This window comes from Proteiniphilum sp. UBA1028 (assembly GCF_002316955.1).
Taxonomy (GTDB): domain Bacteria; phylum Bacteroidota; class Bacteroidia; order Bacteroidales; family Dysgonomonadaceae; genus Proteiniphilum.
Map to the genome: position 1 here is coordinate 29,748 of NZ_DCEN01000072.1, position 24,486 is coordinate 54,233.

General features: G+C 48.0%; 29 protein-coding genes, 2 tRNA genes and 1 pseudogene. 13 read left to right on the forward strand and 19 right to left on the reverse strand.

All coding sequences use genetic code 11. The features are described 5' to 3' along the window. The first annotated feature begins 60 nt into the window (after positions 1-60). Both sucC and sucD read left to right on the forward strand, forming a co-directional pair. Positions 61-1,206, forward strand: coding sequence for an ADP-forming succinate--CoA ligase subunit beta (gene sucC / locus B3Z75_RS12230; RefSeq protein ID WP_294072055.1), 1,146 nt, complete (start codon positions 61-63; stop codon positions 1,204-1,206). 13 nt (positions 1,207-1,219) lie between these two features. Then, positions 1,220-2,092, forward strand: coding sequence for a succinate--CoA ligase subunit alpha (sucD, locus tag B3Z75_RS12235; protein ID WP_294072058.1), 873 nt, complete (start codon positions 1,220-1,222; stop codon positions 2,090-2,092). Between the two features lie 90 nt (positions 2,093-2,182). Here sucD and B3Z75_RS12240 read toward each other — a convergent pair whose 3' ends face one another. The 8 genes from B3Z75_RS12240 to B3Z75_RS12275 form a co-directional block, all read right to left on the reverse strand. Then, on the reverse strand, positions 2,183-3,607 hold the full coding sequence (locus B3Z75_RS12240; RefSeq protein ID WP_294072060.1) for a Gfo/Idh/MocA family protein: 1,425 nt from the start codon (positions 3,605-3,607) through the stop codon (positions 2,183-2,185). A 124-nt stretch (positions 3,608-3,731) separates the two neighbouring features. Continuing rightward, entirely contained in the window at positions 3,732-4,916 is a 1,185-nt protein-coding gene (locus B3Z75_RS12245) for an HU family DNA-binding protein (protein WP_294072063.1), read from the reverse strand. Between the two features lie 51 nt (positions 4,917-4,967). Then, positions 4,968-6,263: a 30S ribosomal protein S12 methylthiotransferase RimO gene (rimO, locus tag B3Z75_RS12250; RefSeq protein ID WP_294072066.1), complete on the reverse strand. Its 1,296-nt coding sequence runs from the start codon at positions 6,261-6,263 to the stop codon at positions 4,968-4,970. 28 nt (positions 6,264-6,291) lie between these two features. Then, on the reverse strand, positions 6,292-7,245 hold the full coding sequence (ftsY, locus tag B3Z75_RS12255) for a signal recognition particle-docking protein FtsY (protein ID WP_294072069.1): 954 nt from the start codon (positions 7,243-7,245) through the stop codon (positions 6,292-6,294). 221 nt (positions 7,246-7,466) lie between these two features. Beyond that, on the reverse strand, positions 7,467-7,628 hold the full coding sequence (locus B3Z75_RS12260) for a DUF4295 domain-containing protein (RefSeq protein ID WP_294072072.1): 162 nt from the start codon (positions 7,626-7,628) through the stop codon (positions 7,467-7,469). A 14-nt stretch (positions 7,629-7,642) separates the two neighbouring features. Then, entirely contained in the window at positions 7,643-7,831 is a 189-nt protein-coding gene (rpmG, locus tag B3Z75_RS12265; protein ID WP_294072075.1) for a 50S ribosomal protein L33, read from the reverse strand. Positions 7,832-7,849: 18 nt separating this feature from the next. Continuing rightward, positions 7,850-8,089, reverse strand: a complete 240-nt coding sequence (gene rpmB, locus B3Z75_RS12270) for a 50S ribosomal protein L28 (protein WP_294072080.1) — start codon at positions 8,087-8,089, stop codon at positions 7,850-7,852. A gap of 254 nt (positions 8,090-8,343) precedes the next feature. Next, positions 8,344-8,904 carry a DUF4468 domain-containing protein gene (locus B3Z75_RS12275; protein ID WP_294072083.1) on the reverse strand — a complete coding sequence of 187 codons (561 nt, stop codon included), beginning with the start codon at positions 8,902-8,904 and terminating at the stop codon, positions 8,344-8,346. A 251-nt stretch (positions 8,905-9,155) separates the two neighbouring features. On the opposite strand from B3Z75_RS12275, the gene B3Z75_RS12280 reads away from it, so the two are divergent. The 5 genes from B3Z75_RS12280 to B3Z75_RS12300 all read left to right on the forward strand — a co-directional run bounded on the left by B3Z75_RS12280 (position 9,156) and on the right by B3Z75_RS12300 (position 12,049). Then, positions 9,156-9,860: a tetratricopeptide repeat protein gene (locus B3Z75_RS12280; RefSeq protein ID WP_294072086.1), complete on the forward strand. Its 705-nt coding sequence runs from the start codon at positions 9,156-9,158 to the stop codon at positions 9,858-9,860. Positions 9,861-9,864: 4 nt separating this feature from the next. Next, entirely contained in the window at positions 9,865-10,356 is a 492-nt protein-coding gene (gene ribH / locus B3Z75_RS12285) for a 6,7-dimethyl-8-ribityllumazine synthase (RefSeq protein WP_294072089.1), read from the forward strand. Between the two features lie 28 nt (positions 10,357-10,384). Next, positions 10,385-10,467 (forward strand) — tRNA-Tyr (locus B3Z75_RS12290). 89 nt (positions 10,468-10,556) lie between these two features. After that, a tRNA-Gly gene (locus B3Z75_RS12295) sits at positions 10,557-10,629 on the forward strand. A 64-nt stretch (positions 10,630-10,693) separates the two neighbouring features. Beyond that, positions 10,694-12,049, forward strand: a complete 1,356-nt coding sequence (locus B3Z75_RS12300; protein ID WP_294072092.1) for an MATE family efflux transporter — start codon at positions 10,694-10,696, stop codon at positions 12,047-12,049. A gap of 26 nt (positions 12,050-12,075) precedes the next feature. On the opposite strand, the gene B3Z75_RS12305 is transcribed toward B3Z75_RS12300, so the two are convergent. The 10 genes from B3Z75_RS12305 to B3Z75_RS12350 all read right to left on the reverse strand — a co-directional run bounded on the left by B3Z75_RS12305 (position 12,076) and on the right by B3Z75_RS12350 (position 19,907). Next, entirely contained in the window at positions 12,076-12,639 is a 564-nt protein-coding gene (locus B3Z75_RS12305) for a hypothetical protein (protein WP_294072094.1), read from the reverse strand. 217 nt (positions 12,640-12,856) lie between these two features. Continuing rightward, positions 12,857-14,065, reverse strand: a complete 1,209-nt coding sequence (locus tag B3Z75_RS12310; protein WP_294072097.1) for an alanine dehydrogenase — start codon at positions 14,063-14,065, stop codon at positions 12,857-12,859. Next, positions 14,062-14,601: a shikimate kinase gene (locus B3Z75_RS12315; protein WP_294072100.1), complete on the reverse strand. Its 540-nt coding sequence runs from the start codon at positions 14,599-14,601 to the stop codon at positions 14,062-14,064. Before B3Z75_RS12315 ends, B3Z75_RS12310 begins: the two co-directional genes overlap by 4 nt. A gap of 60 nt (positions 14,602-14,661) precedes the next feature. Then, entirely contained in the window at positions 14,662-16,086 is a 1,425-nt protein-coding gene (gene cls, locus B3Z75_RS12320) for a cardiolipin synthase (RefSeq protein WP_294072102.1), read from the reverse strand. A 2-nt stretch (positions 16,087-16,088) separates the two neighbouring features. Continuing rightward, positions 16,089-17,015, reverse strand: a complete 927-nt coding sequence (gene rsgA, locus B3Z75_RS12325; protein ID WP_294072183.1) for a ribosome small subunit-dependent GTPase A — start codon at positions 17,013-17,015, stop codon at positions 16,089-16,091. A gap of 35 nt (positions 17,016-17,050) precedes the next feature. After that, entirely contained in the window at positions 17,051-17,608 is a 558-nt protein-coding gene (gene frr / locus B3Z75_RS12330; protein ID WP_294072106.1) for a ribosome recycling factor, read from the reverse strand. 57 nt (positions 17,609-17,665) lie between these two features. Beyond that, positions 17,666-18,373 (reverse strand): UMP kinase, encoded by a 708-nt coding sequence (pyrH, locus tag B3Z75_RS12335; protein ID WP_294072109.1) that lies wholly within the window; start codon positions 18,371-18,373, stop codon positions 17,666-17,668. A 61-nt stretch (positions 18,374-18,434) separates the two neighbouring features. Beyond that, complete coding sequence (locus B3Z75_RS12340; RefSeq protein WP_294072112.1) at positions 18,435-19,187, reverse strand: biotin--[acetyl-CoA-carboxylase] ligase; 753 nt, start codon at positions 19,185-19,187, stop codon at positions 18,435-18,437. Further along, positions 19,171-19,533 carry an MmcQ/YjbR family DNA-binding protein gene (locus B3Z75_RS12345; RefSeq protein ID WP_294072115.1) on the reverse strand — a complete coding sequence of 121 codons (363 nt, stop codon included), beginning with the start codon at positions 19,531-19,533 and terminating at the stop codon, positions 19,171-19,173. Before B3Z75_RS12345 ends, B3Z75_RS12340 begins: the two co-directional genes overlap by 17 nt. 11 nt (positions 19,534-19,544) lie before the next feature. Further along, positions 19,545-19,907 carry a YraN family protein gene (locus B3Z75_RS12350; RefSeq protein WP_294072118.1) on the reverse strand — a complete coding sequence of 121 codons (363 nt, stop codon included), beginning with the start codon at positions 19,905-19,907 and terminating at the stop codon, positions 19,545-19,547. Positions 19,908-20,075: 168 nt separating this feature from the next. Between B3Z75_RS12350 and B3Z75_RS12355 the strand changes: the two genes are divergently transcribed. The 5 genes from B3Z75_RS12355 to B3Z75_RS12375 all read left to right on the forward strand — a co-directional run bounded on the left by B3Z75_RS12355 (position 20,076) and on the right by B3Z75_RS12375 (position 22,537). Next, positions 20,076-20,300 (forward strand): hypothetical protein, encoded by a 225-nt coding sequence (locus B3Z75_RS12355; protein WP_294072217.1) that lies wholly within the window; start codon positions 20,076-20,078, stop codon positions 20,298-20,300. A 30-nt stretch (positions 20,301-20,330) separates the two neighbouring features. Continuing rightward, positions 20,331-20,765, forward strand: coding sequence for a nucleoside deaminase (locus tag B3Z75_RS12360; RefSeq protein ID WP_294072121.1), 435 nt, complete (start codon positions 20,331-20,333; stop codon positions 20,763-20,765). A 56-nt stretch (positions 20,766-20,821) separates the two neighbouring features. Continuing rightward, positions 20,822-21,235, forward strand: coding sequence for a hypothetical protein (locus B3Z75_RS12365; RefSeq protein ID WP_294072124.1), 414 nt, complete (start codon positions 20,822-20,824; stop codon positions 21,233-21,235). A 28-nt stretch (positions 21,236-21,263) separates the two neighbouring features. Next, positions 21,264-21,854: an HD domain-containing protein gene (locus B3Z75_RS12370; protein WP_294072126.1), complete on the forward strand. Its 591-nt coding sequence runs from the start codon at positions 21,264-21,266 to the stop codon at positions 21,852-21,854. Between the two features lie 134 nt (positions 21,855-21,988). Continuing rightward, the gene (locus tag B3Z75_RS12375) at positions 21,989-22,537 is read left to right on the forward strand and encodes an NADPH-dependent FMN reductase (RefSeq protein WP_294072130.1); all 549 of its coding nucleotides are present in this window, start codon (positions 21,989-21,991) and stop codon (positions 22,535-22,537) included. A 118-nt stretch (positions 22,538-22,655) separates the two neighbouring features. Here the strand turns inward: B3Z75_RS12375 and B3Z75_RS12380 are convergent, their stop codons facing one another. Continuing rightward, complete coding sequence (locus tag B3Z75_RS12380; protein WP_294072131.1) at positions 22,656-24,029, reverse strand: Gfo/Idh/MocA family protein; 1,374 nt, start codon at positions 24,027-24,029, stop codon at positions 22,656-22,658. Between the two features lie 146 nt (positions 24,030-24,175). On the opposite strand from B3Z75_RS12380, the pseudogene B3Z75_RS12385 reads away from it, so the two are divergent. Next, a pseudogene (locus tag B3Z75_RS12385) lies at positions 24,176-24,486 on the forward strand (hypothetical protein); the annotation flags it as partial.

The following is a 24,486-nucleotide window of genomic DNA, read 5'->3' on the forward strand; positions in this document are numbered from 1 at the left end:
ATTTTTCTAATCGACACCCTGTAACAACATAGAGGAAGCCATTTTATAAAAAATTATCGTATGAAGATTCATGAATATCAGGCAAAAGAGATCTTTGCAAACTATGGGATCCCTGTAGACAAAAGCATTGTGTGCCGCTCTGTGGAAGATGCAGTAAAGGCGTACGAACAGCTGGACTCGCAAAAGGTTATTGTCAAGGCACAGGTGCACACCGGTGGCAGAGGCAAGGCAGGCGGCGTAAAGCTGGCCGGCGATGAGATAGAACTGCGCCGACACGCCGCTGCCATTCTGGGTATGGATATCAGGGGATTTATTGTCGATCGCATTCTGGTGGGCCAAGCCGTAAATATTGACAGGGAGTATTACGTCAGCTATGTGGTAGACAGGAGCACCAAATCGGCCATTCTGATGTTAAGCAGGGAGGGGGGGATGGACATAGAAGAGGTGGCAAGAACTATGCCGGAGAAGATTCACAAGTTTGCGATCGACCCCTCGGTGGGTGTTCCCGATTACCTGGCCCGTGAAGCAGCCTTCAAGCTGTTCGACGAAATCGGGCTGGTTCGACAGGCAGCAACCATATTCCAGAAGCTGTACAGCTTATTTGTGGAAAATGATGCTTCCCTGGCAGAGATTAATCCGCTGGTACTGACAAAAGAGGGCGCTATTGTGGCAATTGACGCGAAGATGACTTTCGACGACAACGCGCTTTACCGCCATCCGAAGATCGCTTTGCTCAACGAACCGACCGAGGAGGAGAAGAAGGAGCAGAGTGCCAAAAGCAAAGGATTCAGCTATGTTCATTTGGGTGGAGATATTGGGTGCATGGTGAATGGCGCTGGCCTTGCCATGGCCACCATGGACATGATCAAGCTTTATGGCGGCAATCCGGCCAACTTTCTCGACATTGGCGGAAGCTCCAATCCCACCAAGGTGATTGAGGCGATGAAGCTGCTACTGGGTGATAGAAACGTGAAGGTGGTGCTGATCAACATCTTTGGAGGCATCACCCGGTGCGACGACGTGGCCAGCGGTCTGCTGGAGGCTTTCAAACAGATCAAGACCGGGATACCCATCGTGATCCGTCTCACCGGGACCAACGAAAAGGAGGGACGCGCCCTGCTTAGAGGCACCCACTTTCATGTGGCGGAGACCATGGGTGACGCCACGCGCAGAGCGGTAGAGCTGGCAAAACAATATCAAGACTGAAAACAAATAGGGTATGAGTATTCTGATAAACAAAGATACAAGGCTCGTTGTGCAAGGCATAACGGGACGTGATGGCGGTTTTCACGCATCGAAAATGAAAGCGTACGGTACGAATGTGGTCGGCGGGACTTCACCCGGCAAAGGAGGTGAGATGGTGCAGGGCATTCCGGTATTTAATACGGTAAGAGATGCCGTAAAGGAAACAGGTGCCAACGCGTCGGTGATTTTTGTTCCCGCAGCCTTTGCGAAAGATGCCATGATGGAGGCTGCCGACGCAGGAATCAGACTGATTGTCTGTATCACGGAAGGTGTTCCCACGCTCGATGTGGTGGAAGCCTACAGCTATATCCGGCGCAAGGGTGCCAGCCTGATCGGTCCCAACTGCCCCGGACTGATCTCACCGGGAAAGAGCCTGGTGGGGATTATGCCCTCCATGATCTTCCGCGAGGGTGGCACGGGCGTAATCAGCCGCAGTGGCACGCTGACCTACGAGGTGGTGTACAATCTCACAGCGAAGGGTATGGGTCAATCCACGGCAGTGGGTGTGGGAGGGGATCCGGTGGTAGGCCTTTATTACAATGAGCTACTGGAAATGTTTGAAAACGATCCGGGAACCGACTCGATTGCGTTGATCGGTGAGATAGGTGGCGATGCGGAAGAGCGTGCAGCAGCCTATATCCGGGAGCATGTTACGAAGCCCGTTGCCGTCTTTATTGCCGGACAACAGGCACCTCCGGGCAAACAGATGGGACATGCCGGTGCCATCATCTCCAGCGGAACGGGTACCGCCGCCGAAAAGATTGCCGCCTTCGAAGCCGCCGGTGTCCCCGTGGCCGATGAGCCAAGCCAGCTACCAGCCCTTTTGAAACAAAGAGGCCATTTGTGAACCACAACCCACACATTCATTTGACCAGTCGTAAAAAAGCGGGCCTGTGAAAAAGCCCGCTTTTTTATCTGGTCATTTCCGGATAAGCCCTCATTCAACGAAGGCGTGCTTGTATCCCTGAATCCTGTTCCAGTTGCCGCGTGTAAAATCGGGCACTTCCACCGGGGCGCTGTTGTTCTCGAGAGAGATACGGCTCAGCTCGGCCAGCGAGCACCACTCGGCCAGGTCGTACACGTCCATATCGAGCGGCAGTCCGTTTTGCAGGCAGTAGACAAGCCGGTAGTCCATGATAAAGTCCATGCCGCCGTGGCCGCCTACCTCTTTGGCTTTCTCTTCCAGTTCCCGATGTATGCGGTGTTTGTATTTTACCATCAAGGCATCTTTCACCTCGTCGGAGACGTAGGAGTGAGAGTTGAGATTTTCGTGGTCGGGCGTCACGCTCTCATCCACCATTTCGGCCTCCAGCGCATAGCCCTGATTGGGATATTTGTTCGCAAAACCTTTGGTTCCGCTCACCTGATACATACGACTGTAGGGTCTCGGCGATGCCACATCGTGCTGGATGTGAATGGTCTTCCCCTTTTCGGTTCGGATCATGGTCATGGTGTGCTGTCCGTTGGCAAACTGATAGGCGCTGTCGCGCTCCATCCCCCTCACTTCGATCAGGTATTCAGGAATATTTACCGGCTTGGTATCCATCGACACGAGCAGGTTCATCTTGTCGCCCCGGTGAATATCCAGTACCTGCGCAGCAGGTCCCATGCCGTGCGTGGCATAGACGTCGCCACGGAACTCCTTGTTGTACTGCATTCGCCAGTCGCCTTCGTAATACCCCCAGAAGTCTCTCAGGTTGTGGATGTAGGCTCCTTCCGCGTGAAGGACCTCCCCAAAAAGGCCCTGTTGTGCCATATTGAGGGTGGTTAATTCAAAGTAGTCATACACACAGTTTTCCAGCTGCATAGCATGTTTCTGTGTTTTCTCGGCGGTGTTGATGACCGACCAGATTTCGTCGAGAGTCATGGCAGCCGGCACTTCGCAGGCCACATGTTTACCCTGCTCCATGGCGTAGATCATCATCTCGGCATGCCGTTTCCAGTCGGTAGCAATATAGACCAGATCAATATCATCACGATCACAAAGTTTCTTCCAGGCCTCTTCGCTTCCGCTATAGTCAGCCGCACGGGGCAATCCGGCCTTGTCGAGGATTGTTTGTGTTTCCTCCACCCTGTCGGCATGCAGGTCGCAGAGAGCAACGATCTTTGTCCCCGGGATATGTGTGAAACGCTGCACAGCCCCGGGTCCACGCATACCCAGGCCGATAAAGCCCACGCGCACTGTATCCAGTCTAGGCGTAACCAGACCGAGTACATCTTTTTGTCCCGCGGGTCGTGCGGGGACATCTGTTTTGATTACGTACCGGTGGGGATCGTCTTTCCCGGATCCCCGGGATGAACCGCCATTGCATGCCGATAACAGGATCAATAAAAACAATAATAAGGTATTCGTTTTCGTCATCGTAATATATATTTTTAAAGATACTTCATCTATTTTTAAGAAGAATTCAAATATACGTTTTTTCCCTTATATGTCAATAGAGAAAACAGGGATATTGCTTGGCAACGCAAAAGAACACGATCTGCTATAAGTTGCCCAAGGCACGTTCACCCTCCTCTTTTGCCTTGGAGACCGACCGTGGGTCACCGGCATCAATGCCGTATGTTGATGTATCGGGAATAATCAGTTCTGTGCCGGCGGGTACGCGGTTGGGATTTATGATCTGTTTCTTGTTCTCGAGGTAAATATAGACCCAAAACTCCCTGTTTCCAAACAGCTCCAGCGCCAGCAGACGCAACGTTTTGCCTTCACCGAGTCGGATTTTTTCCGCTTCTCTTTGCGGAAGGTTGTTTTTTGCTTCTTCGGTGCGGGAGGCGCCATATACGGCGTTGGTTCCGGGCGATGCATGTAAAAAGGTATCTGATGGAGGGATGATAACCTTTTCGGCTTCTGTTCCGGGCAGGTATCCGGCAATTATTTCACTTTCCCCGGGTTGAAGGCCTCTGAAAAAAAAAAGAGCTGCCAATGCAATTGCCACTCCTCCCATAATAGGGATCCACAATGCGGTTGTCTTTTTGCGTTTTGTCCTTTTATGCCTGTTTGGCTCTGCTTTTCCGGCCTGTCTGATCTGTGGAGAATGTGTGGCCTGCGGGATTGTTTCAACCTGCGCCAAACCCTTTGTCTCCGGAATCTCTTCACCCTGTTCGGCTTGTTTAACCTCCGCTGTTTTCTCGATCTCTTCAATCTGTGCGGCCTGAATCTGTGCGGCCTGCTCAAGCTCCTCAACCTCCCCGGTTACTTCAATCTGTTCACTCTGTTCAGGCTGTCCGGCTTGCTCAACATCTCCTATCTGTCCGACCTCATCGACCTCTCCGGCAACCACTTCCGGAATTCCCGGAATTTGTACTCCCTCGTTGAGCAAGGCAGGCTCAAAGTAGGAGAAGGAGCTGTTTACTGAATCATTCAGGGAATCTTCCGGCGTGAAAAAAAGATTGAAAGTCAAAGCCTCCTCATTTTTCTCTACAAGAGATTCAAACACCACCCCCACTGCCGGAGGCATGAGATACCGTTCTTTCGTTTCCCTGTCAATAAGAATATATTCTGATTGTTTGTGGGTAAAAAATTTTCCAAAATCGTCGATGATAACAGGGTTATTTTCTTCCAATTCAGTTTTCATCACGGCAATCATCGTATCCAATGCCCGGGAAGCTTCAGCTTCTGTCCATCCGAGGAGTTGTACAAGTTTGGCAATAAGGTCTTCGTTTGTCATGCTATGTAAAATATTTTAAATCCGGGAGGGGTCCAAAACCGGAAAGGACTCTCAATTCAGGCTGCCAATCAGGTCGAAGGGCAGGGCATCGTGGATTGAGACCTCATAAAAATTACCGACCGTCAGTGGTCGCTCTTTTGATATCAGTACCTCTCCGTCCACTTCCGGGGAATCGAACTCAGTACGTCCAACGTAATAATCGGGATCTTCTCTGTCGATGATCACCTTCAGGGTCTTTCCTATTTTGGCTTCGTTCACAGAAAGGGCAATTTCCTCCTGCAGCTCCATCAGTGTATTCATTCTTTCCTGCTTCACCGTGGCAGGTATATCGTCGACATAGTGCTTGTCGTTATATGTATCTTCTTCGTGGGAGTAAGGAAATGCCCCAAGGCGTTCAAAACGCGTTTTTCCGACAAATCCCAACAACTCCTCAAAGTCGGCTTCGGTTTCGCCGGGGTGTCCCACCATCATGGTGGTGCGCAGATGGATGCCCGGCACTTCGTCCCGGATATGCTGTATCAGGTCGATGGTCTCTTGCCGGGTGATGTTGCGCCGCATAATTTTCAACATGTTGTCGCTGATATGCTGCAGTGCGATATCGAGGTAGTTGCAGACATTCTCGCGCTCGCGCATCACACGCAGCAGATCTTTGGGAAAGTGTGCCGGATAGGCATAATGAAGCCGGATCCATTCCACTCCTTCAATGTCGGACACTCTCTCCACCAGTTCAGGCAGCTTCATCGCCCTGTAGCGATCGAGTCCGTAATAGGTGAGGTCCTGAGCAATGAATTGAAACTCTTTCACCCCGCTGGCCACCAGGCGACGGATCTCCTCTTCGATCTGTTCCATGGGGCGTGACTTGTATTTTCCCGTAATCAGCGGGATGGAGCAATAAGAACAGGTTCTGTCACACCCTTCCGATATCTTCACATAGGAGTAGTGTGCGGGGGTGGAAAGGGAACGTTCGTACTCCAGCTCTTTGTTATAAGATTTTCCAAGGTCCGCAATCAGCGCTTTCCAGTCGAATTTTCCATAAAACTTATCCACTTCGGGGATCTCCTCGGTCAACTCCCGACGGTAGCGTTCCGAGAGACACCCCATCACAAAAAGCTTTTTCAGTCTGTTGTTCTTTTTTGCCTCGGCAAAAGAGAGGATCATGTTAATGGATTCCTCTTTCGCATCGCCGATAAAGCCGCAGGTATTGATCACAGCTATTTCACCCTTCGCTTCTTCCGGGTCGTGTGCAACTGTATAGCCGTTGGCCACAAGCTGACGCATTAGCAACTCCGAGTCGACCAGGTTCTTGGAGCAACCCAGTGTCACCACATCTATTTTGTTTTTAATCATATGATGGATATCAACGCCCTCAATTCAATTACCCCCCAAACAACGAATCCACAAACTCTTTTCTCCGGAACACCTGCAGGTCGTCCATGCCTTCGCCTAGTCCGATGTATTTTACCGGGATCCTGAACTGATCGGAGATGCCGATCACCACCCCACCCTTGGCGGTACCGTCGAGCTTGGTAATGGCCAGTGCCGTGACTTCGGTGGCGGCAGTAAACTGCTTCGCCTGCTCAAAAGCATTTTGTCCTGTTGAGCCATCCAGGACGAGAAGCACTTCGTGCGGTGCATCGGGGACGATCTTTCCCATCACATTCTTGATCTTGGTCAGTTCGTTCATCAGATTCACCTTGTTATGCAAACGGCCGGCAGTATCAATGATCACCACATCGGCATTGTGCGCTTTCGCTGAGTTCACCGCGTCGAATGCAACAGAGGCAGGGTCTGCTCCCATCTTTTGCTTCACCACAGGCACGTCGACCCTCCGGCCCCATACATCGAGCTGTTCCACGGCGGCAGCACGAAAAGTATCAGCGGCACCCAGGTAGACCGACAACCCCTTCTGTTTGAACTGGTGTGCCAGCTTCCCGATGGTAGTGGTTTTGCCAACGCCATTTACGCCCACGACCATGATCACATAGGGCTTATTATCTTCGGGCACCGTAAATTCTGCCAGGTCTTCGCTATTGTTTTCGGTGAGAAGATTGACAATCTCGTCGCGAAGGATGGCAGTCAGCTCATCGGTCCCCACGTATTTATCACGCGCCACGCGCTCCTCGATCCGGTCAATCACCTTCAGTGTTGTCTCCACACCCACGTCGGAGGTCACCAGTATCTCCTCCAGCTCGTCGAGCACTTCGTCGTCGACTTTTGATTTTCCGGCTACGGCCCGGGTGATCTTTGAAAAAATATTTTCTTTTGTTTTTTCAAGACCTTTATCGAGTGTTTCTTTTTTCCCTTTCGTGAATCTGTCAAAAAAGCCCATAAAGCAGTGAATGTTTAAACGATGAATGTCAATTAATCTTCAGTTCGGTTTACTTGAAGCAGACAACGGATTATCTGCAAAACTACAAAATAGTCAATAAAAAACTTCCCTGTGTTGAGGCACAGGGAAGCTTTTATGTATTTTTAACGAGTTCTCTCGTGAGCAAACCGAAACAAACCTGTTTGCCCGGGAGGGACGGAGAAAAACTCAGCGGGTAATCTTTATTTCGAAAAATAATCCTTTACCTGATCATTCAGAATCATCTCTTCTTTAAAGCTGTACGCACCCGTAGTTGGTGACTTCACCATCTTGATAACTTTGGTGTGACTGCGCCCTGTGGTTGTATTTTTATCGCGGAATCCCGCAACTGCTTTCTTTGCCATAGTTTATCCTGTTTTTACTTTATTTCTTTGTGAACAGTCATTCTTTTGAGCACCGGATTGTATTTTTTCAATTCCAGACGCTCGGTCGTATTCTTTCTATTTTTGGTCGTAATGTATCTGGATGTGCCGGGCATACCGCTCTCCTTGTGTTCCGTACATTCCAGGATCACCTGCACCCTGTTACCTTTTACTTTTTTTCCCATTGCTGCTTCTCCTTCTCGTTATGCGTTTAAAAATCCTTTCGCAGCAGCTTGTTTTAAGGCTGCATCCAATCCAATCTTATTGATGGTGCGCAATCCGGACGCCGAGATACTCAAACTGATCCAGCAATCTTCTTCCACCCAATAGAACTTCTTCGTGAACAAATTGACGTTGAATTTGCGTTTCGTCTTCTTGTTAGAGTGAGAAACGTTGTTTCCAACCATTGCTCTTTTTCCTGTTATTTGACAAATCTTAGACATTGCTATATTGTGTATTTATTGTTTACTTTCTCTTCGGAACGCAATCTTCCCGACAAATCAGGGCGCAAAATTAAGCATATATTTTTAATTTACCAAAGTTTCCGGCAAATTAATTTTGATATAATTTTGACAGAATCAGCTATTTCTGCCGGGAACAACTTCGTATTGCATTTTAAACCACCTTTGGAAAATTGAAAGAGGCTGCCTCCAAAAACAACAAACTTGAGGGCCATACAAGCCGTCTGTTATTCCGTTCAAAATGCTCCCAAAAGATCGGCATAGAGCCTGTTCAGCAACAGAAGGGTCTCCTTCCGCAGGTTGTTTCTCAGCTCACTTTCATCACCGCTGATCCCCACCGCCTGATCGGTAATGGTCTCCTCGGCAACATAAATTTTGGGAAAGAACGAGCCCTCCTCTTTGCGGGCCTTCTGATAGGTAATGTCACGTACAACAAGTATACAGCCGGCATTGGTGATGGTGGCATCAAACCGGTAACTCATGATCATGTTTTCCCGCACACCCGCTTTATTTGCCGGCAGCTGCAATTCGGCCTTCGAGCTCACAGTGACTGTTTGGGCTTTATCATCGAAACGAATACCGGACAACAGGGGATTTCCGGTAAAGTTTTTTTTCGTCCAGTTTTGCAGCTTTGCATAACGCTGGCTTGCGCCACTCAGCTGGTCAGCCAGGATAAACTGTTCAAAGATTACTTTTCCGTTTACCACCGGCACGTTCACAAAGACGGCGTCGACCTGCGCCTCAACATGCATTAGGCTGATAGTCAGCACAACTAATGTCAGTATATATTTTTTCATATAAGTAGTTATTTTACTCATTTCAATCTCTCGGGCTCTTTTCTTATTAAGACGGACAAAAGGCCGTTATGTTACATCGGTGTATTTTCATTGACAAAAAATACCTGCAACTGCTTCTATGACTGCAAACGTACGAAAAAGATTAATCGGGCGTGTTGTTTTTATAAAAAACACTCTTTTAAATTTTATTTATCATTTAAAAACCATTACTTTTGCATCTCAAAAAATAACGTCACATTTTTTCAACGATCATGTCTGCAAAAAAAACAAACGAGTCGAAAGCCGAAAAGAATTTCGAGAATATCGGAGAAGCCTTAACCACATCGGAACAGTTTCTGGAGAAGAATCAAAAAACCATTTTAACAGGGTTGCTCATTGTCATTGTTCTGGTAGGAGCTTTTATGGCATACCATTATTTATACAAGATGCCTCGTAACGAGAAAGCACAGACAGCCATCTTCAAGGGTGAGCGTTATTTCCAGGAGGGGCAGGACTCTCTGGCGCTTTTTGGCAATGGCAATGATTATACAGGTTTTGAAGCCGTGATCACCCAGTACAAAGGTACCCGGACTGCTGACTTAGCCCGCGCCTACGCTGGCATCGCCTACAATCGTCTCGGCAACAACGAAAAGGCACTGGAGCACCTGAAAAAATTCAAAGGTGGCGATTTGTTGATCACCCCTGCCATCACCGGCGCTATCGGTGATGTGTACATGAACATGGGCAACACCGCCGAAGCCATCTCTTTTTTCCTGAAGGCCGCTAAAGGAGCAGACGACCAGATGCTGACCCCTATTTATCTGAAAAAGGCAGGCGAAGCCTACCTGAGCCTGGCTGATTATGACAAATCCATCGAGACCTTCACCCGGATCAAAGAAAATTATATCAACACCCCCGAAGCACAGGAGGCCGACAAGTACATCAAACAGGCCGAATTGCTGAAAGAATCAAAGTAAACAGATGGCAACCGAACTAAATAATCTTTCGTCCTACGACCCACAATCGGTTCCCAGCGGAAATGGAAAACGTGTCGGGATAGTGGTATCGGAATGGAACTCATCCGTAACCGGCAACCTGCTACGCGGAGCCTTCGATACACTGGTGAAATTCGGTGTTTCAAGTGACGACATTGTGATAGAGCATGTGCCCGGAAGTTTTGAACTTACCTACGGGGCAAAGCTGCTGATCGAAAAAGCAAACGTGGACAGTGTGATCATTCTGGGATGCGTCATTCAGGGGGAGACGCCCCACTTCACCTTTGTTTGCAACAGCGTAACCGACGGAACCACACAACTGAATCTCACACAGGATATTCCCGTAATCTTTGGATTGCTCACCACCAACACGCTTGATCAGGCAAAAGCGAGAGCAGGCGGCAGACACGGAAATAAAGGGGACGAGGCAGCGATCACAGCATTAAAAATGATCGCTCTCAAAGGGAAATATCAATAATTTTTTGTATCTTTGCCGTTCGAAAAAAGGGCAGTTACCAGAGTGGCCAAATGGGGCTGACTGTAACTCAGCTGGCTTACGCCTTCGGTGGTTCGAATCCATCACTGCCCACACAATTCCGATTCGATGATTTGAGAATTCAACAATTCGATGCCGAACAATCGGCCGGTCAGCGAAGCGGCTAGTCAGAATCATTTTTCGCGGAAGTAGCTCAGTTGATAGAGCATTAGCCTTCCAAGCTGAGGGTCGCGGGTTTGAGTCCCGTCTTCCGCTCTCAAAAGGAAGCAACCCATCAGGTTGCTTCCTTTTTTATTGCAAGAACTTCTCAAAAAAAACGGTGAATAAAACGACATCCTCTAAGCCTTCCGTGCGCAACCTTACACAAGGGAATATTTTCCGGCAGCTGACCACGCTGGCACTCCCGTTGATGGCGATCAGCTTTATCCAGATGGCCTACAACCTGGTGGATATTCTGTGGATAGGAAGGCTGGGGAGCAAATCGGTCGCCGCCGTGGGCTCCGTGGGAATGCTTATGTGGATGATGAACTCCGTGGCGCTGATCTCCAAGGTGGGTGCCGAGATCTCCATTGGCCAGTCCATCGGCGCCCAAAAGCCCGCCCTGGCATCGATCTATGCCTCTCACACCACGACTCTTGCATGGGTGCTGGGTCTCGCCTTCGGTATTTTCTTCTTTTTCTTCCCGCACCCTTATGTATCTTTTTACAACTTAGAAAGCAGCATCTCGCTCGAAGCAGCAGGTTACCTCAAGGTCATTGCGACCGGGATACCGGTCATGTTTCTGATTCTCAATTTTTCCGGCATCTACATTGGCTCGGGACGAAGTGACATCCCTTTTTATTTTAATGCCACCGGACTCCTGATCAATATTGTGTTTGATCCTCTTTTGATTTTTGGAATTGGTCCTTTCCCGGCGATGGGGGTAAAGGGGGCAGCACTTGCTACCGTTCTGTCACAAGGAGTGATCCTGCTGCTTTTCGTCTTCCATCTGAAGCGAAGAAATGGCCTGCTGGGACACTTCCGTTTTCTGATCCGTCCCCATAGAAAGTACACGGTTAATATTCTGAAGTTGGGATTGCCCGTAGCAGCGATGAATGTCTACTTCGCCTTTATCAACATGAATCTGGCCCGTACCGCATCGGTGTACGGAGGACACCTCGGCATCACCAGTCAATCTATTGGCGGCCAGGTGGAAGGGATCACCTGGAACACCTCCAATGGCTTCTCCACGGCGCTGGGTAGCTTTGTGGCGCAAAACTATGCAGCCAACAAGATGCAGCGCGCCAACCGCGCCTTCCGCTATACGTTGATGATGATGGGCACCTTGGGAGTGGTTGTGACCGTGTCATTTGTATTGTTCGGAAAAGAAATTTTCTCGCTTTTCGTGCAGGAGAGGGAAGCCTATGTGGCGGGAGGTGCCTATCTGATGATTCTGGGCTTTTCGCAGCTCTTCATGATGCTGGAGATTACCACGCAGGGTATGTTCAACGGCCTGGGCAAAACCACCCCTCCGGCCATCATCAGCATGGTGTTCAACACACTGCGTATCCCGCTGGCGCTCTTTCTGGGTGCGCGTATAGGGGTGACAGGCGTCTGGTGGGCCATCTCCATCACCTCTTTCTTTAAGGGAATTATTTTATTTACCTGGTACAGGATCCTGCAGAAGCGTTTTTAAAAACGCATCCACGGACAGCATCACGGTCACCTGTTCAAATAAATGATCCAGTCCCAATTTTCGGGATTCCCTACCCCTACGCTGGGTGTATAGAGGAATATTTTTACTTTTTGCAAGGGATTCGCTCTCAGGTATTCTCTCGCCTTTACCAAGCCCTGGACGGCAAACCATGCATCCTCGTATTTCAAATCCATATTGTAGGGATTGAAAACATTCTCAAATCCATTGACGGGATAAACAAAATCCTCCGTCAGAACATGATTGAACTTACCGGCCGGCTCCAGCTTTTCCGGATATTTCATTTCTCCCAACCCCATCCAATGAATAGAACCTTCAAAGAGGGGTTCGTTCAACTCTTCGTATCTCAATTTCACATAGCCGAAATCAGCGGGCTCCTTATACTCATAGCCTATTGTAAAGTTATCCGCCTTTTGCGAAAAGCGTAATTCGCCCCCTCCTTCAAAGCGGTTTGTGATATAATCAACCTTCAACATAAGCACCTCTCCGGGTGTATCATCAAGAAACGTATTCTCCGAATTACAGCCCAACAGAAGAACAACAAACAACAGGCATAAAACTCTTACTTGCATAGTATCAATTATTCTAATATAAAAAGTAACGGGACCTTTCTATATATGATGAATCAACGAGGTAAAAAATTGCACTCATATAGTTAAATAATCACAAAACAGGCTTCTCGCTACAAGGTATGGGTCGCGCAACATCTCTACTCACCAAACAGAGAACCAGTTAGCCATCCCGTCTGAAAAAGGAAAGTTCGTTGACTCCGGGGACTGTGGTTTGATTTTAATACCCGTGCAGAAAGAGGCCGATGTCCGATACCGGGAAATTGAAATGATTGGCCACGTAGGAGTTGACCATTTTTCCGGCATAGAGGTAAAAGCCGGAGGCAAAGCCTCGGTCGAACCGTGCAAAATGATCTACCCCTCCGCAGTCACCCATGGAGGTAAAAAGAGAGATAAAAATGTTGCTCAAAGCTATGGAGGCGGTACGCGCCACACGCGAACTGAGGCTCATTTCACAGAAATGAAGTACACCAAACTTTTCGAAGATGGCCGGATGACTGGGGAGGCAAGCTTCCATGGTCGTCTCAAAACATCCACCCTGCGCCATGCGCAGGTCAATGACGAGGGCTCCCCTCTTCATCTCCCGGATAAGGTCTTCAGAGATACGGTAAAAATTGGTTTTGTTGATATATTGCATGGCACCGATCACCACATCGGCAGAGCGAAATACATTTCTAAGGACGTTGGGCTGAAGGGTGGAGGTGAAAAGCGCCCCCCCCAGCTCATGCCGGATGGCACGCAATTTGCCGATATCGTCGTCGAACACCTTCACCGATGCTCCCATTGCCAAGGCGGCGCGTGCTGCCATGGTGCCGGCTACACCTGCACCAATGATTACCACCTCTGTAGGGGAGATTCCGGGAATGCCTCCCAACAGGATACCCTTTCCTCCGTGAACGTTACTCAACAATTCGGCCGCCAGGGTGATGGAGCATGCTCCCTCAATCTCAGAAACAGAGGTTACAAAGGGTGATACGCCCGAATCATCACAAATCAATTCGTAGGCCATGGCATTGATCTTCTTCTCCGACATCAGCTCCAGCAAGGGAGTGGAGAGCCGGTGAAGGTAGAGAAACGAAAAGACGGTACTTCTCTGCCGCATCATCAGTACCTCCTCCAGTGTGGGAGGCAACACCTTCAGAATGAGGTCAGCCTGAAAGGCCTCCATGGCTGTCCCCACAATTTCCGCCCCCGACTCGGCATAATAGCTGTCGGAGTAGTTGATCGCATGACCTGCTCCGGCTTCAAGCAACACCCTGTGCCCGGACGACACCAGCAAAGAGACGGTCTCGGGAGTAAGCGCGAGCCTTCTCTCCACCTCCTGATTTTCTTTGGGCACTCCAATCACCAGGGAAGTTTTCTGCTTTTCTGCTTTCAGAAGTAATTCACGTACGACAAACGACGTGATTTTTTGGGGATCCTGTATCATTGTTCATCTCTCTTTCTCAGTAACTCCTCAATGCCGCATACTATTAAATGGATATCCTTCCTGGTAATCATACGGTCGGTATGGTAAACAATTTGTGCATCATTGTAATAACACTCTCTCTGCGCCAAATGTTCCGCAATGAAGGGGATAAGTTCCTCTTTCGGTTTTCCCGCAATGAGCGGACGCACCGTTTTCGAAGCCAGCAGCCTGGCAGCGAGCTCCTCCGGGTGAGCCTTAATATAGATGGTGGTACCTGTCTTGTTCATCAGCTCCATATTGTCGAAATAACAAGGTGCCCCTCCTCCCGTGGAAACAACCACATTTTCAAATACTGCCACCTCATGCAACGACTGCCTCTCAATTTTCCTGAATTCCATCTCACCCTTCTCAGCAAAAAGGGTTGCGATTGTTTTCCTGTATTTGTTTTCAATGTAGGCATCCAGGTCGATAAACTCAAGGGACAAAGAGTTGGCCAAACGTTTACCCACTGTTGTCTTACCTGACCCCATGTAGCCGATCAGAAAAATTCGTTCCATATTTTCTCTTTGCATTTTCCTGCGTCTTACTCTTTTTTTTGCGTTTTATGTCTTGCATCCTCACAACAACGGGGCAAAAAGCCGCAACAATGATTCAATAAAGCGTTTCATTACGGGACGTTTCGACCACTCCCTGAGCGATATCTGATCGCAATGGCGCTGATCTTCGGCAAAGATATTCTCCGCTTGTTGCGCCAGCTGGTCGTCGTAGATAAAAGCCTCCACTTCAAAATTCTGATCAAAACTACGTGAGTCGAAATTGGCCGATCCAATCAGGGTGAGCGAATGATCAAAAATCATCATTTTTGAATGGAGAAATCCTTTTTTGTACTGGTATATTTTTACGCCCGTATGGAGCATCTCCTTGAAATAGGAGTGTGAGGCAACCTGCACCAATGGCACGTCGGAGCGCAGGGAAGTCATCAGCCGCACATCCACTCCCCGCATAGCAGCAGCCTGGAGTGCATGAACCATTGCATCGGGCGGTAAAAAATAGGGAGTCTGTATAAAGATTGATTCGCGTGCTTCGTAAATTGCCTGGGTAATACCGTATGAGATCTCGTTCTCTTCGCTCAGAGGACCGCTATTGACAATCTGCATGGGACAGTTGCCAAAGTTATCGAGCATGGGAAAATAGTCGCGGGAAGTGATCAGTGTCTGGGATACAAAATACCAGTCAATCAGAAAGACCGACTGCAATCCCTGCACCCCCTTGCCTTCGATACGGGCGTGGGTATCACGCCAACAGCCCCATTCCATACCTTTTATATAGCGATCGGCAATGTTCATACCTCCGGTATATCCTATGCATCCGTCTATCACTATAATTTTCCGGTGAGTACGGTAGTTTAGCCTCGAAGTCAATGCCGACCAGGTAAGTTTCAGAAACGGTTCCGATTCAATTCCGGCCATACGAAATTCCTCAAAAAACTTTTCCTTTGCTTTCCTGGAGCCGAAGCTATCGTAGATGATGCGCACCTCCAGTCCTTCTTTGGCTTTGCGGATAAGCGCCTCCTGGAACCTTCTCCCGATCTCATCATCAAGCAAGACATAATACTCCACGTGGATATGTTTTTTTGCCTTCTCGATATCGGCAAAAAGATGATCGAATTTATCTTTCCCGTTTGTGAAGAGTTTCACGTCGTTGCCACCCAGCAAAGGTGTATAGTCCATGTTCTTCAGCAAGTTCACCAGGTTGGAGTGTTCTTTGGGAACAAACACTTCCACCGGTGTTTCCATCTCATCCAGCGGGCGTTTTTTCAGCTTGCTGTACATCCTCTTGGAGATGACATGTTTTTTGGTGGCGTCCTGTCCGAAGAAGGCATACCAGATGATGCCGACAAACGGAAGAAAGACAACCGCCATTATCCATGCCACCGTCTTGATGGGGTTCCGGTTTTCCGAAATCACCACCACCACGATACTCACCACCGTGAGGAGGTATAGTATCTCCAGGATCAGGATGAATGTCGCGCTGATCTGCATAGTTATATCCGATATTTCCCATCGCCGGTGTCTTCCAGAATATTCAGGTAGGAATGATACCGGCTTTCGCTAATATGATGTTCTTCGACGGCTTTCTGTACGGCACAGCCGGGTTCGTTCAGGTGCAGGCAGTTGTAATATTTGCAATTTTCTGAGGCCTTGAATATCTCGGGAAAGTAGTGCGACACCTCTGCCGCCACCATGTTGATGGTTCCAAAACCTTTGATGCCGGGCGTATCGATGACAAATCCCCCGTTGTTCAGCTGAATCATCTCCGAGTAGGTAGTGGTATGCATTCCTTTGTGGTGATAATCGGAGATCTCACCTACTTTTTGCACATACTCCCCTTTCAACGCATTGATGATGCTCGATTTCCCTACGCCCGAATGACCGGCCAGCAGGATAATTTTTCCTTTTGTCGCTTCGTCAATCTCATTCAGTCCTTCTCCCGTGACCATGGATGTTTTCACACAACGGTAACCGATCACGGAGTATAGGCGGATCAAGGCCTCCAGGTATGCGTCATCCTCTTCGTTATACAGATCGATCTTATTGAATACAAGGATAACGGGCACGGTGTATGCCTCGGCAGTAACCAGAAACCGGTCGATAAATACCGTGGTGGTCTCGGGATAGCGAACCGTAATGCAAAGTAACGCAAGATCGATATTCGCCGCCAGGATGTGGGTGTGTTTGGAGAGGTTGGAAGCTTTGCGGACAATATAGTTGCTGCGCTCTTCAATATCGGTGATGAACGCGGTACCGTCGGGATTTACATTCATGAGAACCATGTCGCCCACAACCACGGGACTAGTACTGCGAATACCTTTAAGGCGAAAGTGCCCTTTTGCTATGCAAACAAAATCGGTTCCGTTCGCAGTTCGCACAAGATACGTGTTGCCGGTATTCTTGATGACCCTGCCCCTCACGCCTTTCGGATCACTTCCCTCTTCTCCCAGTCCCATTAAACGGTGAGGATTTCTTTCTCCTTGCCGGCGAACTTCTCATCCACCTTCCTGATATAAAGGTCGTGGAGCTTCTGCAGCTCGTTTTCGCCATCTTTTCCCATATCTTCGGGAAGGCCCTCTTTCACCGCTTTTTTCACCTCGTCGATTCCTTCACGTCGTGCATTGCGTATGCTGATCTTGGCCTCCTCGGCTTCCTGTTTGGTCTGCTTTACCAGTTGTTTGCGGCGCTCCTCGGTTAGGGGAGGTATACCCAGCCGGATCATCTCGCCGTTGTTTTCAGGCGTGATGCCCACGTCTGAGTCCTGAATGGCTTTCTCCACCACCCTCAACATCGCCTTTTCCCATGGCTGCACCAGGATAGTTTTCGCATCGGGCGTGGTCACCGTGGCCACGTTTGATAAGGGCACCATGCTTCCGTAATACTCCACGCGTATCCCGTCGAGGATATGCGGGTTGGCACGGCCTGCCCGGATGCGGGAAAAGGTTTCTTCCAAAAATTCGAGGGTCATCTGCATTTTCTCCTCGGCATCTTTTCTGATTGTCGTTGTATCCATAGGTAATTTATTTTGTTGTTTGTGGGAACAAAAATAGTGAAAATATTCTTAACGGTCCTATAAATGAACCAATGTGCCAATATCTTCGCCATTAACTACCTTCTTCAGGTTGCCCACGGTATCCATATCGAATACAACAACGGAAAGGTTATTCTCTTTGCACAATGTAGTTGCTGTAAGATCCATCACCTTGAGCCCCCGGTCATACATCTCGTCGAAAGTGATGGTCCGGAATTTGGTGGCAGCCGGATCTTTCTCCGGGTCGGTCGTATACACACCATCAACCCGGGTCCCTTTGAACATGGCGTCGGCTTCGATTTCTATGCCCCTCAGTGCAGAAGCCGTATCGGTGGTAAAAAAGGGGTTTCCTGTTCCTCCGGCCATGATGGCAATCTCTCCATTTTCCATCGCGTCAATGGCTTTCCATTTATCGTAAAATTCGCCCACGGGCTCCATGCGAACAGCCGTAAAAACACGATTCTTCTGTCCCAGTATGGTAAGCGCTGAACTTAGTGCCAGGCTGTTGATCACGGTTGCCAGCATTCCCATCTGGTCGCCCTTCACCCGGTCGAATCCTTTAGAGGTGCCGCTCAGTCCCCGGAAAATGTTACCGCCACCAATGACGATTCCAATTTGCACACCCATGCGGGCCACCTCTTTTATTTGTTGCGCATATTCGTCAATGCGTACTTCGTCTATTCCATACTGTTTGCCGCCCATCAGCGACTCACCACTAAGCTTCAGTAATATTCTTTTGAATTGCATATTATTATATTGTCAGTTTATTCGTTGTCGGAATCAGGAGGTCGGGATTCGGCTGTCGGGTTTACTCGACAAAAGCGACCTCCTTGAACGCATACCTCCGTACATTATCACCCTCCAGCGTTCTCAGCATCAGGTGTCCCGACGGCAACACGTCTTCAATCTTAGCCTGGAATTTCCCCTCGCGGTCTTCAAACCAGTAATAATCATTTACGCGATAAAGATCGAGCATATATTCGTCTTCAATGACTTCTCTCCGGCCCTGCTGAAAATCACGATACAACAGGAAGAACTCACGCATAAACACATCAAGGATGTACTCCCTATCCTGTACAGATCCGACAATCTGTCGTAGCGACACGGGATTGGGCAGTTCCGTCGGAAAGAATTGCTGGTTGACATTGATGCCGATGCCGATGACCGAATTTTCGATATACTTTCCCTGTATGTCGTTCTCTATAAGCATCCCGGCAATTTTTTTATCTTTCCAGTAAATATCGTTGGGCCATTTGATGCGGATATCGTTGGTAAAATGGTCGAGCGTATTTTTTACGGCCAGGGAGGCGATGCGTGAAATGATAAACTGCTCGTTTGGCACTACTTCACTGGGATAAAGAAGCATGCTGAACAGCAGGTTTTCCCCCTTCGTGGAGAACCAGGAGGTACCCATTTGTCCCCTCCCCCCGGTCTGGTACTCGGCAATCACAAGCGACCCTTCTTCTGGATGCTCTTCGCGGGCAATTTTTTTCAGGTAAAGGTTGGTAGAATCAACCTCATCGACCCGAATTGTGATTCGCTCTTTACTTAACTGATCCATAATATTGCTGTTGTTGTTTTTTGGGTAATTTCATCACCACCTCCCTGACGGAATGGTGGATCCATTTTCTGATCTCTTTTTCCGGCATATCTCCGTCCAGATAGATGGTGTTCCAGTACGTCTTGTTCATATGAAAAGCACTTTCCACACAGTCGTAGTTCTCACGCAGCCTTATTGCTTTTTCGGGATTGCATTTCAACGTGATACTTATCCGGTCGGTGTCGGTGGGAATCATGGCAAACATCTTACCCATCACCTTCATCACGATGGTGGACTCATCAAAGGGTGTGGTAGCTTCGGCGCCTTCAATGGACAGACAATAATCAAAAAGCTCTTCTATGTTCATTTGGGACACTCTTACAAAAATGGCAAAAAGGCATCTTCAATATGCTGCAGTTCAAAATGTTGTTTATTCCAGATTACGGCTACAACATCGAACCGGGCGGGTTTATCCACACAATTCATTTTAAGATAAAGACCGGCCGCATGGATCATACGTCGCATACGCTGCTTGCCGATGAAATCTTCGGGATTGCCCCACTCTGCCGATGTGCGGGTTTTAACCTCCACAAAAACAATGTATCCGTCATCTTCCGAAATAATATCAACTTCATAACCACGAAAAGTCCAGTTTCGCTCTACAATACGATGACCTTTGGAGGCCAGATAGTTCGCTGCAGCCTCTTCTCCTTTCCATCCCAGTTCGTTGTGATCAGCCATCTTATTTTAACGGCAGAAAAGCCTTATAACTTCGTAAAAATACAAATTTAGGTTGTAAATACTTCGTTTTGGCGAAAATATTTTGTTTTTTTGTACCAGCAAAGGGAAAGCGACTGTTTTTCGTTTTTTTCGGTCAGAGCGCTTTCCGCCGGAAATTCAATGGTTTTAATGAGGACGAAGAGTTATAAGCTGCAGGGAAGGAGGAAACCGCGTACAAAAAAGGCGGAGTTCATGCTAAGCGATGATGAGCACGAACTAATCCGGTTTTATCTAAAAAAATACAAGATCACCAACCGATCACGATGGTTTCGTGAGACAGTTCTCAATCACATACTTAAAAATATGGATCAGGACTACCCCACCCTGTTCGAAGAGAACGAGATGCGGCGGTAGGAATATGAATTGCAGTAAAAAAATGGCCGGATGCTAGACGACGAATATTTCATGCGACAAGCACTTCAGGAAGCTCATAAGGCTTTTGAGAAGGATGAGATACCCATTGGTGCTGTGGTGGTATCCAATCAGCGGATTATTGCCCGTGCCCACAATCTCACGGAGATGCTGAACGACGTGACTGCCCACGCCGAAATGCAGGCGATTACAGCCGCCGCCGACGTTCTGGGCGGAAAATATCTGACCGATTGTACACTCTATGTCACGGTGGAACCATGTCCCATGTGTGCGGGGGCACTTCGGTGGGCACAGATAACGCGAATAGTGTATGGCACTCCGGATGAAAAAAGAGGATATTCGCGTATCTCACCTCACCTGCTCCATCCCAAAACTAGCGTGACCTCCGGAATTATGGCAGATGACTGTGCCGATCTAATGAAACTCTTTTTTGCCCGTTTCAGATAATCTGTTTGGAAATGTGATTCGTAAAACATATATTTGTTATACCTAAATCGCATGATATGAAAATGCTCATTCTGATTTCGTTGCTGCTCGGGCTTTATGGCGTGAATCTGATGTCACAACAAGAAGAGCCAAAAAGATTGCCATGGGACTCTGTCTCATCCACTTTGCCTCCTTTTAAAATTGCATCTGCCGACACGCTTCGTTTTTTTCCCGGCGATACCATTCCAAACCCCCTATGGGAAAAATACCTGAAGAAAAAGAGTCAGGAGAGAATGACCGAAGAGAGGATCCTAACCACCCCCCTCGACAACATGCCGGTCATTGTTCCTCCGCATCACCAGTTTCAAATGATTGTGGTGAAACCCGACACCACCTTTCATTATTTTCTACGGAACCTGAGAGACGAAGAGAAACCCAATTCCCTGAAACAGAAACAGGAGAATCGGATTAACAGAAGAAATCTACCATGACCGGGTACCTCTTAAATAATTTAAACTCATGAACAGAAGATTGAAGCAGCAGATCGATTTTATCCTGGAGGCGGACAAACTGAAAAATGTGATCCGCCGCAACTATATTTCCGATGATTCACGACGGGAGAATACGGCGGAACATTCATGGCACACCATACTGACAGCACTCCTGCTGTTTGAATATACCGAAAACAAGCATGAGCTCAATCTGCAGCGTATTGTAAGGATGATCTCCATCCACGATCTGGTGGAAATTGAAGCAGGTGACACTTTCATGTTCGATGAGGAAGCCAACAAAAAAAAGTTCGACAGGGAAAATCAGGCTGCAAAAAAGATATTCAGCCTGTTGCCTTACGATCAGGGGAAGGAGTATTATGACATCTGGCTCGAATTCGAAAAGGAAGAAACGCCCGATGCTATTTTTGCATCATCTGTAGACAAGATTATGCCGGTATTGCTGAATACATACAGCAAGGGAACAAGCTGGCGGGAAGCGCAGATTACCGCGGAGCAGGTACATACAACACTGAAAGGGATTAAAAAAGGGCCGAGAAAAATACAGGAATTGCTGGAAGAATTGATCTTTATGGCCAGAAAAAATGGTAATCTTACATAAAATGGCCCATCGAAATTAGCAATTAAACAAATTAAGATTTCGGATGTTATTATTTTCCAATGCAAAATTAATTGGTGCAGAGAACATTTGTTCTTTTAGGAAAAGAAATAACGAACAATCAACAAGACTTAAAAATGAAAAAGAAGAAAATTGCTGTTTTGGTAGGTAGTTTACGCAAAGAGTCGTATAACAGGAAACTGGCCAAAGAAATGATTGCCATGGCCCCCGATTCATTGGAAATGGAGCTGGTAGAAATTGGACAACTGGTACATTATAATGAAGACCTCGATCAGAATCCCCCGACAGAGTGGGTTGAATTTCGTAAAAAAATTAAAGAAGCCGATGGTTATCTTTTTTTCACACCGGAATATAACCGTTCCATACCGGGAGTATTAAAAAATGCCATTGACGTGGCTTCAAGGCCCTATGGACAAAACAACTGGGGCGGGAAACCGGGCGCTATTGTGAGCAGCTCCATCAGTCCGCTCGGAGGGGAAGGAGCCAATCACGTGCTGCGTCAACCCATGGTCTTTGTAAACGTGTACATGATGCAACAGCCTGAAGCCTATATCGGGAACACCATGTCGCTGTTCGGAGAAGACGGTAAATTGCTGAAAGAGGAAACAAGAACCTTCCTGCGCAATTACATGCAGGCTTTTGAAGCTTGGGTAAACAGGTTCTGACAAATGCGATTAACTTCGCTGACCACAATTACAAGAGGGTGAATCACGCGGTGATTCACCCTCTTTCCTGTTATTTTTCAAAACGGAAGATCAGACACTCCCTTGTACAACTCTCTCATTAGACCTTTGGCAATTTCCACGGAGCGCGGTAGTTTGCCATTATCAAGCGGTTTGCTTCTTCATTACCGATGAATTTGCCGGTCTTATTGTCCCAGTTCAGGGCGCTACCTACTCTGCAGGAGATATTTGCCAGATGGCTGAGTTTCGCCACTTCGGCACCAATGGCAATGTCGGCATTGGGCAGTTCACGCGTGCGCATGCACTCGAGCATGTTCCCCGCATGTAGATAGAGGCCTTTGCCAGAGCCCTTTCTTTTTTCAATTGCTTCCATGCGAAGGGTATTCGGTTTTTTCTCATCGTCACAGGGATAGCAATATGGGAAATTACGGCTGTTGACTGCTTGTTCGGGTACAACCTCCCAACCGCTACGGGTAAGGATGAGCGTACCGTTTTCTCCGAAAAAGGCAACACCTTCACGCAATCCGAAGAGTCCGTTCCCGATCCCGCAGGCATGGTCCCAGATAATATTAAAATCGGGATATTTGTAGGTCGCCATCAACGTATCCGGTGTTTCCATGGCATCATCGGGGTAACCGAACTTCCCGCCGGCCCCGTAAACATACGAAGGAAGCCCTGCATTCATCCCCTTCATGGCATAATCGAGCAGATGCACTCCCCAGTCGGCCATCAGCCCGCCTGCATAATCCCAGAAGAAGCGGAAGTTATAATGAAAACGATTCTGATTGAAATTGCGTTTGGGTGCCGGGCCGAGCCACATGTCATAATCCACACCGGCGGGAACAGCCGAATCAGGGACAACAGGCAATGTCCACTTACTGGTCTGATAAGCCCACACCTTTACGGTTCTCACGCGCCCCAGTGCGCCACTCTGCACATAGGCCGCAGCTTCATCCCAGTGCGGGTCGCTACGTTGCCACTGGCCCACCTGCACGATCCGGTCATATTTCCGTGCAGCCCTGACCATGAGGTCACACTCTTCGATGGTATTGGCCAGCGGTTTTTCCACATATACGTCCTTTCCTGCCTCACAGGCGGCAATCATCTGCAGACAGTGCCAATGGTCGGGAGTACCAATGATCACCATGTCCACATCCTTGTTGTCGATGACCCTTCGCCAGTCCTTCACCAGCTGTGCGGGTTTATTACCTTTGAGTTTCTCATATTCTGCCGCGCGCTGGTAGAGCCACTGATCGTCCACATCGCAGAGCGAGATACATTCCACTGTAGGATACTGCAGAAAAGTTTTGAGATTGCTCCATCCCTGATTCCGACAACCTATCAGGCCTATTTTAATTTTGTTGCCTGGTGCCGACTGACCATACAGGGAGGAAAAGGGTTTTCCCATTAATGGCGTCAGACTTAAACCGGTTGCCGTAATAGCTGATTTTTTCAGAAAATTTCGTCTATCCATGATGATTATATAAAAAAGTTATCGCAAAGATAATAAAGATTGCCCCTCAAGTGAATAAATTTAATATTTAAAGTAATTTTTCATTAATTAAAAGATTATCCATATTTTTGGCCTTTTGGTTTCATATCACATTAACTGCTTCTATTATGCAGCAAATCAATGCGTTCTTCACTACTTTACATCAATATATCGGCGGGAATAACTGGTTTATTTTCTTGTTGTTGGGTACCGGTTTTTTCTTTACCCTCTATCTAAAGTTTCCACAGATCCGTTATTTCAGGCATGCCATCCGCATCATCAAAGGAAAATATGATAAAAAATCGGAAGGCATGGTGGCCATCCTTGAACCATTTATAGACACCATCATCATCTGGAACCTCTCGATGCTTACCGTGGCCTTTATGACGGTGCCCAACCTGATCGGGCTGTTGATCCTGCACAGAGAGGTGAAGCAGAC